Annotated in this window: 13 protein-coding genes and 1 pseudogene; 5 read left to right on the forward strand and 9 right to left on the reverse strand. The window is 69.1% G+C overall.

The genetic code is table 11. The features are described 5' to 3' along the window. Positions 1-72 precede the first annotated feature (72 nt). Complete coding sequence (locus ID810_RS07955; RefSeq protein ID WP_166856854.1) at positions 73-1908, reverse strand: DAK2 domain-containing protein; 1836 nt, start codon at positions 1906-1908, stop codon at positions 73-75. A gap of 248 nt (positions 1909-2156) precedes the next feature. Between ID810_RS07955 and rpmB the strand changes: the two genes are divergently transcribed. Next, on the forward strand, positions 2157-2348 hold the full coding sequence (gene rpmB, locus ID810_RS07960; RefSeq protein WP_003785965.1) for a 50S ribosomal protein L28: 192 nt from the start codon (positions 2157-2159) through the stop codon (positions 2346-2348). A gap of 205 nt (positions 2349-2553) precedes the next feature. Here the strand turns inward: rpmB and ID810_RS07965 are convergent, their stop codons facing one another. Together ID810_RS07965 and ID810_RS07970 are read right to left on the reverse strand one after the other, a co-directional pair. Then, on the reverse strand, positions 2554-2838 hold the full coding sequence (locus ID810_RS07965; RefSeq protein ID WP_166856852.1) for a hypothetical protein: 285 nt from the start codon (positions 2836-2838) through the stop codon (positions 2554-2556). Positions 2839-2921: 83 nt separating this feature from the next. Next, entirely contained in the window at positions 2922-3263 is a 342-nt protein-coding gene (locus ID810_RS07970) for a hypothetical protein (RefSeq protein WP_166856850.1), read from the reverse strand. Between the two features lie 283 nt (positions 3264-3546). On the opposite strand from ID810_RS07970, the gene ID810_RS12250 reads away from it, so the two are divergent. Further along, the gene (locus tag ID810_RS12250; protein WP_196781489.1) at positions 3547-4083 is read left to right on the forward strand and encodes an IS5 family transposase; all 537 of its coding nucleotides are present in this window, start codon (positions 3547-3549) and stop codon (positions 4081-4083) included. A 124-nt stretch (positions 4084-4207) separates the two neighbouring features. Beyond that, on the forward strand, positions 4208-4435 hold the full coding sequence (locus ID810_RS12255) for a transposase (protein WP_196781490.1): 228 nt from the start codon (positions 4208-4210) through the stop codon (positions 4433-4435). A 608-nt stretch (positions 4436-5043) separates the two neighbouring features. On the opposite strand, the gene ID810_RS07980 is transcribed toward ID810_RS12255, so the two are convergent. Beyond that, entirely contained in the window at positions 5044-6255 is a 1212-nt protein-coding gene (locus tag ID810_RS07980) for an MFS transporter (protein WP_166856847.1), read from the reverse strand. 301 nt (positions 6256-6556) lie between these two features. Here ID810_RS07980 and ID810_RS07985 point away from each other — a divergent pair. Further along, positions 6557-7827: pseudogene (locus ID810_RS07985) on the forward strand (IS256 family transposase). 97 nt (positions 7828-7924) lie between these two features. Here ID810_RS07985 and ID810_RS07990 read toward each other — a convergent pair. Next, positions 7925-8992: a thiamine-phosphate kinase gene (locus ID810_RS07990; protein WP_243856629.1), complete on the reverse strand. Its 1068-nt coding sequence runs from the start codon at positions 8990-8992 to the stop codon at positions 7925-7927. A gap of 7 nt (positions 8993-8999) precedes the next feature. After that, positions 9000-10160, reverse strand: a complete 1161-nt coding sequence (locus tag ID810_RS07995) for a D-alanine--D-alanine ligase family protein (RefSeq protein WP_166856845.1) — start codon at positions 10158-10160, stop codon at positions 9000-9002. 288 nt (positions 10161-10448) lie between these two features. Between ID810_RS07995 and ID810_RS08000 the strand changes: the two genes are divergently transcribed. Next, positions 10449-11117 carry an AMIN-like domain-containing (lipo)protein gene (locus ID810_RS08000; RefSeq protein WP_166856843.1) on the forward strand — a complete coding sequence of 223 codons (669 nt, stop codon included), beginning with the start codon at positions 10449-10451 and terminating at the stop codon, positions 11115-11117. 35 nt (positions 11118-11152) lie between these two features. Here ID810_RS08000 and ID810_RS08005 read toward each other — a convergent pair whose 3' ends face one another. From ID810_RS08005 to murA, 3 genes are all read right to left on the reverse strand, one after another. Then, positions 11153-12193, reverse strand: coding sequence for an NAD(P)H-dependent glycerol-3-phosphate dehydrogenase (locus ID810_RS08005; RefSeq protein ID WP_166856841.1), 1041 nt, complete (start codon positions 12191-12193; stop codon positions 11153-11155). Further along, positions 12190-13005 (reverse strand): lysophospholipid acyltransferase family protein, encoded by an 816-nt coding sequence (locus tag ID810_RS08010; protein WP_166856914.1) that lies wholly within the window; start codon positions 13003-13005, stop codon positions 12190-12192. Before ID810_RS08010 ends, ID810_RS08005 begins: the two co-directional genes overlap by 4 nt. Before the next feature lie 87 nt (positions 13006-13092). Continuing rightward, entirely contained in the window at positions 13093-14415 is a 1323-nt protein-coding gene (gene murA / locus ID810_RS08015; RefSeq protein ID WP_166856839.1) for a UDP-N-acetylglucosamine 1-carboxyvinyltransferase, read from the reverse strand. Between the last annotated feature and the right edge of the window lie 98 nt (positions 14416-14513).

Genomic DNA, 14513 nt, shown 5'->3' on the forward strand with positions numbered 1-14513 from the left:
GCTGCCGCGCGGCGGGGGCGCGGCAGGGGGCTCTGCTGAGCGGGGGCGGGCGGGGCACACGGTGGCGGGGTGCTACTCGATGGCGATGAGGACGTCGGGGTGGGCCTGTCCCCCCGCGTGGACGACGACCTCGACGGGGTCGGTGCCGGTCAGGGCCGCGGCGCGCTCGGCAGCGGAGACGGCCAGGGCGCCGACGTCGGGCAGGGCGTCGCGCCCGAGAATGACGGTGAGGAGCTCGTCGTCGGGTCGCAGGAGGGCGGCGACGGCGGAGGCGACGGCGTCGGCCTCAGCGGCCTCACCGTCCAGGGCGAGGGTGCGCATGTCCTCACCGGCGCGCCCGGCGAACAGGGCGAGGTCGGTGAGGCTGGTGCCGGTGGTGCGGGTGGCCACCGCGACGGACGCCGCCAGGACCCGGGCCTCGTCGTCGGTGTCGGCGACGAGCAGCTGGGAGGAGGTGGGTGCGTGCCCGGCGTGCTCGGGGGTGGCGGCGCCGGCAGGGCCGCAGACGGTGGAGGGCACGGTGCGGGCGCTCAGGCGCCGTCCGGCCTCGTGGGCGCGGGCCGCGGAGTCGGCGTCGCAGGGCAGGACGAGGACCTGGGGCAGGCCGAGGTCGCCGACGGCGCGCAGGACGCCCTCACGGTCGGGGTCGAGCAGGACGACGGCGCCGGTGCGGGCCAGCTGCTCGATGAGCCCGGGGGCCCGGGTGCAAGCGATGACGCCCACCCGGTGGGCCCGCTCGGTCGCCGGGGACGCCGAGGGGCGCCGACCCGAGGCCTGTTCCTGCTGCGGGCCGACACCGTCCAGACGGCGGCGGGAGGCCAGGCGCTCGAAGGAGATGACGTGCCCGGCGGACGCCTGGGCAGCCGAGGCGTAGGGCAAGGGGGGCTCACCGGCCTCCAGGGGCTCACCCAGGGCGAGGGCGGTGGGGTGCAGGTGGTGGATGCAGACCTGGCGGCAGCGTCCGGTGCGGGGCAGGGCGGCACGCGGGGTGTTGGTGTGGACGTGGACCTGGTAGAGGCCGACGCCCAGGGCGTCAGGGGCGCCGACGACACCGACGCTGTCACCGACGCGCTCGAGCTGGTGGCGCAGGGCGGTCGCCTGGGCGGCGGTGGCCTCGAGGAGGTACATCACCTCGAACTCGCCGGTGGAGGAGGCGGGTCCGCCCTGGAGAAGGGAGCCGTGGGAGACGCTGGAGGCGGCCAGGTCGGTGAGCATCTGAACGGCGACGGCGGTGAGCGGGCCGTCCGGCTGCGCACCCGGGGTGGGGGCGGACAGGACGTCACACAGCGCGGTGAGCATGAGCATGAGGGCGGCACCACCGGCATCGACGGGGCCGTGGCCCGTGCCCGCGGTCTCGACGACGCTCTCCTGGGCGCTGAGCGCCGCCGCGCCGGCGATGTCGCCGACGGTGGGAGGGGCGGTGGGCGCGGCGTCGTCGAGCAGGGCGCGGGCGGCTTGGGCGGCGTCGGCCGCGACAGTGAGCAGGGTGCCGGTGACGGGGCGGGAGACGGCCTCCCAGGTGGAGGAGGCGATGGCCTCGTAGGCGTGGACGAGCTCGACGGGGCGCAGTCCGGTGGGGGCGTCGGCGGCGACCTCGGCCAGGGCGGCCAGGGCCTGGGAGACGAGCAGGCCGGAGTTGCCGCGGGCCCCGCGCACGGCGCCGTCGGCGATGGTACGAGTGGCCTGGGCGGCGTCGGCGGCCCGGGGCAGGCGATCAAGGGCCGCGGCGGCCGAGGTCAGGGTGAGCAGGACGTTGCTACCGGTGTCGGCGTCGGGCACGGGAAAGACGTTGAAGCCGTCGATAAGCTCGCGGGTGCGGGTGGCGGTGCGCACCGCCAGGCTCATCCAGGAGCGGATCGTGCGCGCGTCGAGCACGGGTGGGGGCGTACGCGTGCCTGTCACCGTCATGTCCTCCTGGGGCGGGGCGCGCGAGGAGCGCGGCTGCTGTCACCCCCAGGCTACCCGCCCCGGGCGGGTGCATTCCGACGGCGATCGGCACCCGGTGTGCCTCAGCCCACGCGGGTCCGGCTTGGGTGGGGGCTGGCCGGTCGGATACAGTGTCCGGGTTGCCCGAGGGACCTGTTCCCCGGGCGGTAGACCTAGCGCCGGGCCGTTCGGCTCGAGCGTTCACGCAATGAAGATTCAGGAGTGAGACCGTGGCTGCTGTGTGCGACGTCTGTGGCAAGGGCCCCATCTTCGGCAAGAGCGTCTCGCACTCCCACGTGCGGACCAACCGCCGGTGGAACCCGAACATCCAGCGCGTGCGTGCTCTCGTGAACGGTGCTCCCAAGCGCCTCAACGTGTGCACGTCCTGCCTCAAGGCCGGCAAGGTGACGCGCAACATCTGAACGCCCCGACGCCGAGCAGTGAGGAGGGCCGCCACCCGATGGGTGGCGGCCCTCCTCACTGCTCGGCGGCTGGCATCCGGCGTACCGGACGGGGCACGAGTCCCCAGCCCGCTGCAGGGCGGATCACTCAGCGGATCTCTCAGCGCAGTCGAAGACGGGAGAAGCGGAGCGGACGCGGCCCTCGCCCGCAACTGAGGGCAGCGGCTCAGCCGTTGATATCACGAATGGGTGAGCTGTCTGATCCGACCGTGTTGCAGTACAGGGTCGCGGACGCCCTCGCCACTGAGATCTCGCCGTTCGAGGGATCGTCGTTGTGCTCCTTGAGAAGGAGTGTGATCGCCTCCGTCCGTTCGTCCTTCGACATCTGCAGGTACTCGCCGCATGTCGCGTCCCCGCCCTTGCTTGCCGGGCTTCCCGAGCAACCGCTCAGCATGGTGCCGCAGGCGGCAAGAACGACAGCGGTGACGACGGCGTATTTCTTGATTCTCATGTGTTTGTCCTTCTCTCAGTTGTTTCAATTTCCTCCGGCAGTATCCTCACCCCCCACGGCCCGCCCGGTCATGGGGAGTCATGTCACCACGGGAAGAAGAACCACTTGTCGTCCCCAGGAGCGAGGAGATAGATTCCGTAACCACCGAGGACGAGGGCCACGATCACACCTTTGAAGCCGAGATCATCGACGAGGAACGGGCCCAGAACGGCGAGGAGCACAGCAACGACGCCGGCTCCTTTCATGACGATCCACTCCAAGCGGTTGACACCACGCTCAACACCCCCACCGATGGTGCTGGCCGCCTGAGCAACCTTCGCCGCGGCTCCACCCTTCTCCAGTGCCTTCTCTTTCCATGCGTTATACAGGAAGGGCAATCCGACAATTACGGCGATCAACAGTAACGTCCCGAACCAATGCGGCATTGACGTCTCCTATCAGGACGAGTCCGTCACCGTACACGGCGGTGATCTCTTCGGACGGCCTCCATTTTCAGAGAGGGGATTCCCCTCCACAAGTCTCAGAACTAGTAGTTGACTCGTGCTGCTGTCGGCGGCATGGAGTAGTGCCCGTGAGAATGTGGTAGCGCCCCGGGGTGGCCGTGGTCGTCGGAGACGACAGGGCGAGCACGTGGGCCGGCGCCTACCCGCCCTGACCACCCAGGGCGTGTCTCCAAAGGGGTGGTGATGCTGGTGTGGGGCTGGTGGTGTGTCTCGTACGCGTTTCCTGACCGATGAGCAGCGGGCGGTCCTGGCTCCGCTGCTGCCTGCGCAACGGCCTGCCACCGGGCGCCCGAGGCGCGATGACCGCCAGGTGCTGGACGGCATCATCTACCGCTATCGCACGGGTGTGGCCTGGAGGGACCTGCCCGAGCGCTTCGGGCCCTGGCAGACCGTATGCAAGCGCCACCGGCTCCGGGCCGGCGACGCAACCCTGGACAGGGTTCGCCAGCGCCTGCCCGCCCAGGCCGATGCGAGCGGCGAGGTCGGCTGGGACGTGAGCGTGGACTCCTCGGTGGTGCGCGTGCACCAGCACGCCGCCAACGCGCCCCGCGACCACACAGGGGGCCCTACCGAACTACCGAATTACAGGAATCGGCTGGAAGAGCCCACTGACCACGCTATCGGTCGCTCCAGGGCAGGGCTGAGCACGAAGATCCACTCGATGGTCGACCACGCCTGTCGTGGCCTGGTCGTGCTGATCGGGCCGGGCCAGGCGGCGATAGCCCCATGCTCGAGCCGGTAATGCAGTCGCTGCGCGTGGCCCCGGCCGGGCCGGGACGGCCCCGCTCGCGCCCCAACCTGGTGCTCGCCAACAAGGGCCACTCCTCGCGCGCCAACCGCCTGCACCGCCGGCGCAGAGGCATCAAGTGCATCATCCCCGTCAAGGCGGACCAGGCCGCTGCCCGCAAGCGCAGGGGCGGGCCGGCGGGCGCGAGTTCACGTTCGACAAGGACTCCTACAACCACCGCAACGCCGTGGAGAGAACCTTCTGCGACTACAAGCAGTGGAGAGCCCTGGCCACCAGGTACGACAAACTCGCCATCGTCTACCGAGCCGACCTCGTCCTGCACGCCATCACCAGCCGGCTACCTTAAGAGACACGCCCTAGCAACCCCCATCATCGGAAGACCCCGACCCTCACCCCGCACCGACGCGCCGCACCCGACCACATCCGCGATACACCGTCGGTTGTGAAGAACCCCATAATCTGGATGGTCACGGCGGCCGCTCGGGTAGAGGTACTCGGATCCATCGGCGTGAACTACCTAGGCGCAACGCTCGGCATCGGTAAATCGATTCGCCGATCCTGGACCACCTACCGCTTGGCCACTCGCGCAACTCGCCGACTGTAACCTACTGGTGCATTCTCTAAGCCACGAGATGGCACTTCAGAGCAGGACAAGCGCGAACAGAAGAGGGTAGGCTCCGAGTACTTTCGGTCGTGGAAGCAGACCATCACATAACCGCAAAACGCGCTGATAACGGGGCAGCAGCACAGCCGAGGGCGACTGACAAACTACACCACCACACAGCCAAATCTCAAGCGAGCTTCTTAAGCGCAGCCGGCGCCACGATAGCCCACAACTCAATTTCTGACTCCACCCGGCCAAGACCTGGTGCGAGTGACTGAAGTCTTGTGTGTGCGGACCAGCCCACAAGTCCCGAGTCCCATCCGATCACGTCCAGAAGGCAATGTATCCAGTTACTGTGACTCTTGGACCGCTCGGCGTACACGCTTGTTGAGCAGGAACAGCGCGTTAACTATCATCCAAAAGATGACCAACGCCCAGCCAGCGGAGGTCACCGAGGTGCCTGATATAAGCCAGGCGGTCAGGAAGATACCGAGGGGTCCAATGACCATCGAGAAGGAATTTTGCAATCCGTTGATCCTTCCCCGCATCTCTTCGGGCGTCACTTGCAATGAGACGACCCCCGTTACAGCCCCCACGGCGGCGGAACTGAGGCCAAAAAAGAAGCACATGACAATCGTGTAAATCACTGAGTAAAATTGCACCAGTAGCACGAGCCCCACCACATTTAACAGTGACGCTCCTAGCGTCAGCGGCCAAGCATGAACCTTGGTTCCGACCAAAGCATATATAACACCACCGGAAAGCAGTCCCAGTCCAACGGCGGCCAGAGCAGGCCCGTTCGCGTAGCCGACATCCCTCAGGGTCATAAACACGGGAATCAGAAGCCCTTGAAGTATACTCACCAGCATGACGCTCGCAACGTTCAATCCTGTAAGAGCTCGTAAGACAGCGTTCTTGCTCCTACCTAAAAATACAATTCCATCCCGGAAGGAAGTCCAATAGGTGATTTTCGAGCTCTCGCCTTCCGATTTATCCATGCGCCCATAGGCCCTCGGTGCGGCAAGGCAGAGCGTGCCGGCAATAAGGGACGTGGCAGCTGTGACCCAAAGAACGAGCCGCGCGTCGAAAAAGTTCATCAGCAGTCCCGCGAAGGTGGGGCCTAAGACAATCGCCAAGGCACTGACCGTCTCCCGGACCCCTACCAAGGTCTGAAGCGCGACCCTCGAATGCCGCTGCACCCCATAGATCATAGCTTCCCGCGCATTCCACGCTGGCATGTCACCAATACCGCTCAGGAAAGCTGAAATTATGAACCAGGTTAGCGACAGTTCGCCAAAAGTGCCGACAGTGGCGAGCAGACCAATACTGGACGCCGAAACGAGGTCGCCCGCAGATGCCAAGAGACGCCGGTCGTACCGATCAATCAATGGGCCAGAAAGCAGGCCAAACACGAATGTGCTGGCACCACTAGCAAGTGCCACTAGGCCCGCACTCAAAGCTTCGCCTGTAGAAACGAGTACCAGGACCGGCAAGACGACGTTCGCGATCGAATTACCGAATAAAGAAAAGGCGAAAGACGTGAAATAAGTAGCTAACTGCATCGCACAACACCCAAGGGATGGCTCATTGAACTGCTCTAATTGGCCGGACTTTAACTGAACTATCTTGCCTTGTCAAGAGATTGACGAGACTCATGTGAAGTGCCTGTGAAGCGCCACTCCTGCCTCACGTAAAGTTGAGTTCCGCGTAGTGGTGTAGCGCGGTGGTCTTGTGATCGTCTCAGGCGGGGACGCGGTCACCGTGTGGTCCTTGGAGTCAATGTTCGACAGAGTCCTCGAACGGAGTCATCACGATGACCGCTCCTGATATTGCCGACCCTCACGGCTTGCCGACCCTCACGGCCTGCTTGGCCACGCCCTGGCCGAGGCGTGCCCGGACCTGATGCGCAGTCTGCTCCAGGACCTGACCAACGCCCCGCTGCCCGCGGACGGAGACGCCGTTTCCGACACGGAACACGGCCGCCCCAGCCCGGACCGGACTGCGCAGCGCAACGGCTACCGCCACCGCGACCTCGCCACCCGGATCGGCACGATCGACGTCGCGGTCCCTAGGCTGCGCACCGCCACCTACTTGCCCAAATGGCTGCTCGAGCGCCGCAAACACGCCGAATCAGCCCTGACCACCATGGTCGCCGACTGCTAACCTCCCCAGCCTCTCCACCCGCCGCACCGACAAGCTCGCCAAGACCCTCGGTATCAACAGCCTGCCGAAGTCACAGGTCAGCCGGACGGCGGAGTCATCGGACGAGCATGCCGAGCAGCCGCGCCACCACCCCCCTGGACCAGGCCGACCCGTCCACGCTCGTCTCCGCCGACGCGCTGACGACAAAGGTCCCGCGAGGGCGGACGAGCCATCAACGCCGCCGCGGCGCCAGCCAACGGGCTGAACGCGGACAGGCACCATGAGGTGCCCGGCACGCGAGTGACGACCAGTGAGAGCGCAGCGGCGCAGAACACCTTCTCCGCCGACCCCGTCGGTCCGCGGCCTGGCCAGGGCCCGCCCAGTCACCTCCGACACGCATGCGGCATTGGACGAGGCGATCGCCACGCACCTGCCCGGCACGTCCTGGCAACACTGCCGCACCCACGACACCGCGAACCTCATGACCATGACACCCAAGAGCATGCGGCCAGCCGTCAAGGCCATGGCCGCACAGCGCCTACGACCAGCCCGACACCACAGCCGTCAACGCACAGCTTGAGCGGCTGCCGGACCATGCCGACGATAAGCCCCCGGCCCTGACCAAGCACCTCAACACCGCTCGAGCGCACCACCTCGCACCCACAACCTTCCCGAACAACGTGTGGACGCATATCCGGCCGAACAACCCCACCAAGCGCTCGAGCAAGAAGAACCGTCGGCGCACCGACTCCGCGGGCACCCTCCCCACCCGCGACACGATCACCCGACCCGTCGACCCATTCCTGGCCAAACAAACCGACCAGCAGCCCGAAGGACACCACCACCTCAGCCTCAACACCCTCGCCCGACGCCACCCCACCCCCACCCCCAGCACCAGCACCAGCACCAGCACCAAGGAGGCCAGCCCCCCCCGCCCGCCCCACCACCTAACCCCTCAACGAAGGACCACCACACCACTCCCAAGGACTTGACCCGTGGTCGTCGGAGACGACAGGGCGAGCACGTGGGCCGGCGCCCACCCGCCCTGACCACCCAGCCCCCGAACGAAGGGCCGCGCCCACACGGCCCTCAGGCCCTGAAGTGGTCCCAGCCGAGGGGGCCTTCCCAGGGGCGTGAGCCCACAAGCACGCCCGGGGCCGTGAGCGGGTCGTGCACGCGCCCGATGACGCTCACGCCCGCGGGCAGAACGGTGCCGGGCGGGACAGTGGCAAGCAAGCCGTGGTCCTCTCCCCCGGTGAGCACCCAGCCCCGCGCCGCCGCGGCCGGGTCCGTCTCGCCCGCCAGGGCGGCAACGGGTTCCAGCGCCACGCGGGCCCCGGCCAGCCGCCGGTCCTGCGCGCCCCGCGCTTCATCCGCCGGGTCGTCCGCCGGGTCATCGATGTCGATGAGGACCCCGGAGGCGGCCGCGATGCGCCCGCAGTCACGCAGCAAGGAGTCCGAGACATCCATCATCGCGCTCGCCCCGGCCGCCGCCAGCGCGGGACCGGCCTCAAGCGGAGGGACCGGGGTGAGGAAGCGCTCGATGCAGCGGCGCGCCTGGCCGTCGGCCGGCCGGCTCTCAGGGTCGAGGCCGGCACTGAGCAGGGCCAGGCCCGCCCGGGAGGAACCGAGGTCCCCGGCGTGGACAAGGAGGTCACCAGGGCGCGCCCCCGAACGCAGCACGGGTGGGCGACCCTCGAGGTCCCCGTGCACGGTGACGGCAATGACCACCGCGTCCCCGGCGCTGAGGTCGCCGCCGACGACGCCGGCCCCCGCCCGGCGGCAGGTCTGCCCCAGTCCGCTGGCCAGGCCCCGCACCCAGGCCACCGGTGTCGAGCCCGGCAGGACGAGTGAGACGACCATGGCCGTGGGCCGGGCCCCCATGCCCATGACGTCGGCGAGATTCTGTGCGGCGGCCCGCCGCCCCACCTGCTCGGGGGTTGACCAGTCGGTGCGGAAGTGGCGGCCCTCGACGAGCACGTCCGTGGACACGACGTAGCGCCCGTCCGGGGCCGCCAGGACGGCGCCGTCGTCACCGTTGCCCACCACCTCAAGGGGGCTAGCGGGCAGCGGCGGGGTGAGGACGGTCAGCAGCTCGGACTCGTCGAGGTCGCCCACCAGCGGGCCGGGGGCCGCCGTCGACCCGTGAGTACTCACCGGAGCCTCAACGGTTGACGTTCAGCGGGCGCTCAAGAGCCAGTTCGATGAGCTCGGTGACAAGCTCGGTGTAGCTCAGGCCGGAGACCTCCCACATGTAGGGGTACATGGAGAAGGGGGTGAAGCCGGGCATCGTGTTGACCTCGTTGACCAGCACCTCGCCGTCGGCGGTGAGGAAGAAGTCCACCCGGGCCAGGCCCTCACCGCCGATGGCCTCGAAGGCGCGGGCAGCGGCGCTCATGAGCCGATCACGCTCGTCGGACGTCAGGCGCGCGGGGCAGACCATCTGGACGGCGTCGTGCGCCAGGTACTTGGTCTCGTAGTCGTAGAACTCACCGGCGCCCTGCGAGGCGTCCATGACGATCTCACCGGGCTCGGCCACACGCGGGGCATCCTCGCCATGCCCCCCGAGGACGGCGACCTCAATCTCACGGCCCACGATCCCGGACTCGACAAGGACCTTCGGGTCGACGGCGCGGGCGGCCTCGATGGCGGCCTCAAGGTCCTCGGGACGCTCAACCCTGCTGATGCCCAGCGAGGAGCCGGCACGGGCAGGCTTGACGAAAAGCGGGTAGCTCAGGGCCTCACAGGCCGCCAGAATGCCGACCCGGTCCCGGGACCACTCGTGGCGGCCAACGACGACGTGCGGGGCGGTGGGGATGCCCGCGGCGCCCAGCAGGACCTTCGTGACCTGCTTGTCCATGCCTGCGGCGCTGGCAAGCACACCACAGCCGACGTAGGGCAGGCCCAGCATCTCGAGCATGCCCTGGATGGTGCCATCCTCCCCGTAGGGGCCGTGCAGCAGAGGCAGGACGACGTCCACCTGGTCCAGGACCTGCACTCCGGTGGGCGTCAGGGCCGTGAGCGAGCCATCGCCGGGCCGAAGCGCGAGTTCGCCACGGCCCAGACCGTCGGCCGTGATCTCGACGGGCTCGGGGCCGGTGAGCTCGAGGGGGGCGGGGTCGTCGTCGACGAGGAGCCACTGGCCGTCGGTCGTGATACCCACGGGCAGGACCTCGTAGCGCTCACGGTCGATGGCGGACAGAACGCCCGCGGCGGTGGCGCAGGAGATCGTGTGCTCGCCGCTGCGGCCCCCGAAGACGACGGCGACGCGGCGCCTGCCCGTGGTGGTGGGAGCGCTGTGGACGGGCTCAAGGGCATCAGGCATGGGCACAGGCTACTGCGCGCCCGCCCAGCGTCGAGTCCCACCGGTTGGCGGCGGCCACGTGTCGCCCGTTGAGGCGATACCGGCGCCAACGGGCGACTCGGATCATCGTGGTGATGGACACGGCACGCGACGCCGCAATCGAGATGCGTTCCCTCCTGAGGCGCGCCTACGCCAAGCTCGACGTGGGAGGCCGGACGGGTGCCGTGGCGGAGGCGGCGCGGCCTGGTGGAGATCTCAGACGCGGCGGCAGGCCGTATCCTGAGGGCCGTCCCCTTCCCAGGAGGAATGATGAGCGCTTTACCTCACCTGTCACGCCGCACCCTGCTGGCCACCGGTGCTGTTGCCGGTATGGCGACCCTGGCGGCCTGCGGCAGCACCCGCCCGGACGCCTCACAGCCGACGTCGACGCCGACGGCGCAGCCCGTCCCGCCCACCACACCGGCGACGGCCAGCGGCACGGGTGAGCCCTCCCAGGCCCCTGCCTCTGACGACCCCGCAGAGCCCACGGGGATCGACTGGGTGAGCGGGGACTCGAGCGCCGAGCCCTCACCGGGCTCGGCGCTGGTCGTCAGCGGTGTGCGGGTGGGGGCGCATCCCGAGGAGGGCTACGACCGCGTCGTCGTCGAGCTCACCGGGCCGGGCGTACCGGGGTGGAACGCCATGTGGGTTGAGCAGGCACACACCCAGGGCAAGGGCGAGCCCATCGAGCTGGCGGGCTCGCACACGCTCGTCATCTACGGCACGGGGGCCACGATGGCGCTGGCCGCGGATGTGCCCGAGGCCCTGGACCGGGGCGCCCGCCAGACGGTGCCCGGCGGGACGGGGCTTATCGAGGCGGACCTGCAGCTGACCTTCGAGGACCAGTACCAGCTGACGCTGGGCACCGAGACCGAGGAGTACCGGGTCTTCACCCTGACGGAGCCCACGCGCCTAGTCGTCGACGTCCGGCGTCCGTGACCCGGCATCAATAGGCGGGGTCGGCAGGGCCCGGCTCAGCCCAGCGGGGCGGCGTTGACGCCCTCGGCCTTACGCGGCCGGGCAAGCAGGGCGTCGGTGACCTCCTCGGTGGTGGCATGGCCCTCGACGACGGCGACCACGCCCGCAGTCAGGGGCATCTCAACCCCGTGAGCGGCGGCTAGGTCACGCACGGCCCGCGCGGAACGGGCGCCCTCCGCCACCCCGCGTGAGGCCGCGGAGGCCTGCTCGGCCGTCATGCCCTGACCCAGGTGCCGACCAAAGGTCTGGTTGCGGCTCAGGGGCGAGGAGCAGGTGGCGACGAGGTCCCCCATGCCGGCCAGGCCGGAGAAGGTCTCGGGCCTGGCGCCCAGCGCCAGTCCCAGACGGGTGATCTCCACCAGGCCGCGGGTGATGAGCGTGGCCTTGGAGTTGTCGCCCAGTCCCCGCCCGGCGGCGATCCCGACGGCGAGGGCGATGACGTTCTTGACGGCCCCGCACAGCTCGACGCCCAGCACGTCGGTGTTCGTGTAGGGGCGGAAGGTGCTCGTGGCGCAGGAGGCGGCCACCGCGGCGGCCAGCGCCTCATCCTGGGCGGCGACGACGGTGGCCGTGGGCTGCCCGGCCGCGATCTCGTCGGCAAGGTTGGGCCCGGAGACGACGGCGAGGCGCTCGCACCCCAGGCCCAGGGCCTGGCCGAGGACCTCGCTCATGCGCAGGCCCGTGCCCAGCTCGATGCCTTTCATGAGGGAGACGGCGGCGGCGCCGTCGGCCAGACGGCCCTTGAGGGGGGACACGACCTGGCGGGCGCTCTGCGAGGGCAGGGCGACGACGACGAGCCCGGCACCCTCAACGGCCCCCTCCAGGTCCGTCGTGGCGCTCACGAGCCCCGGCAGGGTGATGCCGGGCAGGTAGTGCTCGTTGTGCCCGGCGGTGATCTCCTCAGCCACCTCAGGGCGGCGGGCCCACACGGTCGTCGGGGTGCCGGCCTCAGCGAGCAGTGCGGCGAAGGTCGTGCCCCAGGCACCGGAGCCGATGACGGTGGCGCGCGCGAAGGGGCGCGAGGTCGAGGAGGTCACGAGGCGTCCTGCGCGTCGTCGTCGCGCTCCTGCGCCACCCCGGGCGTCTGATCCCCAGGCTCGGGGTCGGGGCGGCGCGTACCCAGCAGGTCACGGCCGTTGGGGGTCCGGCCGGGATCGCCGTCGTAGCGCATGTCGTAGGGCCGCGGGGCCTTCTGTCCACGCAGTACCTCAACCAGTCCGGTGATGCGGGACATGATCTCGGCGGTGGCGGCAACGACCTTCTCACGGTCCTGGGTGTCGGTACCGAAGCGCTCGGCCAGGGTGAAGGGCTCACCGATGAGGACGCGAACCTCCTTGCGCGGCAGGGGGTGGAAGCCGCCGCCGAAGGAGTCGAAGATCGTCTGGGCGCCCCACTGGCCCATGGGCAGGACCGGCACGCCGGTGGACATGGCGAGGCGGGCGGCACCGGTCTTGCCGGTCATGGGCCACCGCAGGGGGTCCCGGGACAGGGTGCCCTCGGGGAAGATCATGACGACGTCTCCCCCACGCAGGCGCCGCTCGGCCTCGACGAGGGAGTTGCCGGCCTTGTCGGTGCCCCGGTAGACGGGGATCTGGCCGCCGGCCTTGAAGACGTGGCCGAGGACGGGGACCTCGAAGAGCGTGGACTTGGCCAGGGAGTAGGCCGGGACGTCGGCGTCGACGAGGGCGCGCATCGCCGTGAGCGAGTCGAGCTCGGACAGGTGGTTGGCGACGGCGATGAAGCCTCCGTCGCGCGGGATGTTCTCCAGACCCTCGACCTTCTGGCGGGAGATGGCCTTGAGGAAGGGGATGATGACACCGCGCGAAGCGAAGCGGTAGAAGGGAGACATGGGGCGTGTGCTCACGGGGGGACTCTATCCCCCGAGCGGGACCGCCGCCCCCGTGCCCGGCAGCCGGCCAGGTTCGGGTTCGCAGCCTCAGGCCAGTCGCGTGACGTCGGCGTCGAGAGCCTTGAGCTTGCCCGTGAAGGACTCGTAGCCGCGGTCGATGAGGTTGACGCCCTCGACACGGCTGGTCCCCTCGGCCGCGAGCGCCGCGATGAGGTGGGAGAAGCCGCCCCGCAGGTCGGGGACCTCGATGTCGGCGCCGTGCAGGGGCGTGGGCCCGGAGATGACGGCGGAGTGGTAGAAGTTGCGCTGGCCGAAGCGGCAGGAGGCGCCACCCAGGCACTCGCGGTAGACCTGGATCTGGGCGCCCATCTGGCGCAGCGCCTGGGTGAAGCCGAAGCGGTTCTCGTAGACGGTCTCGTGGACGATGGACAGGCCCTGGGCCTGGGTGAGGGCGACGACGAGGGGCTGCTGCCAGTCGGTCATGAAGCCGGGGTGGACATTGGTCTCGACGACGAGGGACCTGAGGTCGCCTCCCGGGTGCCAGAAGCGGATGCCGTCCCCGCTCACGTCGAAGGCGCCGCCGACCTTGCGGAAGACGTTGAGGAAGGTCGTCATGTCCCTCTGGAGGGCGCCGTGCACGAGCACGTCACCACCGGTGGCCAGGGCCGCCGAGGCCCAGGAGGCGGTCTCGATGCGGTCGGGCAGGGCGACGTGGTGGTATCCGACGAGCTCGTCAACGCCCTCGATGTGGATGGTGCGGTCGGTGTCGACGCTGATGATGGCGCCCATCTTCTGCAGGACGTCGACGAGATCCAAGATCTCCGGCTCGACGGCGGCACCGCGCAGCTCGGTCAGGCCCTGGGCGCGCACGGCGGTCAGAAGGGTCTGCTCAGTGGCGCCAACACTGGGGTAGGGCAGGTCGATGACGGTGCCGCGCAGGCCTGAGGGGGCGGTCAGGCGGATACCCAGCGACTGCTTGTCAACTGTGGCCCCGAACTTGCGCAGGATGTCGAGGTGGAAGTCGATGGGGCGGTCGCCGATGCGGCAGCCGCCGAGGTCCGGGATGAAGGCCTCGCCCAGGCGGTGCAGGAGGGGGCCGCAGAAGAGAATCGGGATGCGTGAGGAGCCGGCGTGGGCGTCGATGTCCGCCACGTGGGCGCTCTCGACCCGCGAGGGGTCGAGCTGGAGGACGCCCGCCTGGTGGTCGTAGTCGACGGCGACGCCGTGCAGGGACAGCAGCCCGGAGACGACGTCGACATCGCGGATGCGGGGCACGTTGCCCAGGACGGACACCGAGGTGCCCAGTAGCGCGGCCACCATCGCCTTGGGTACGAGGTTCTTCGCGCCACGCACGGTGATCTCGCCACGCAGCGGGCGACCACCCTCGACCTGCAGCAGTCCGTCAACCATCTCTACCTCCATAGGTGGGCACTGGCGTGCCGTGGACGCTCAACCGCAGTTGCGGCCCGGGTACTTTAACCCACCTGTACGGCGATCTGTTCCTCCCT

Origin of the sequence: Actinomyces respiraculi (assembly GCF_014595995.2) — a bacterium.
GTDB classification, from domain to species: domain Bacteria; phylum Actinomycetota; class Actinomycetes; order Actinomycetales; family Actinomycetaceae; genus Actinomyces; species Actinomyces respiraculi.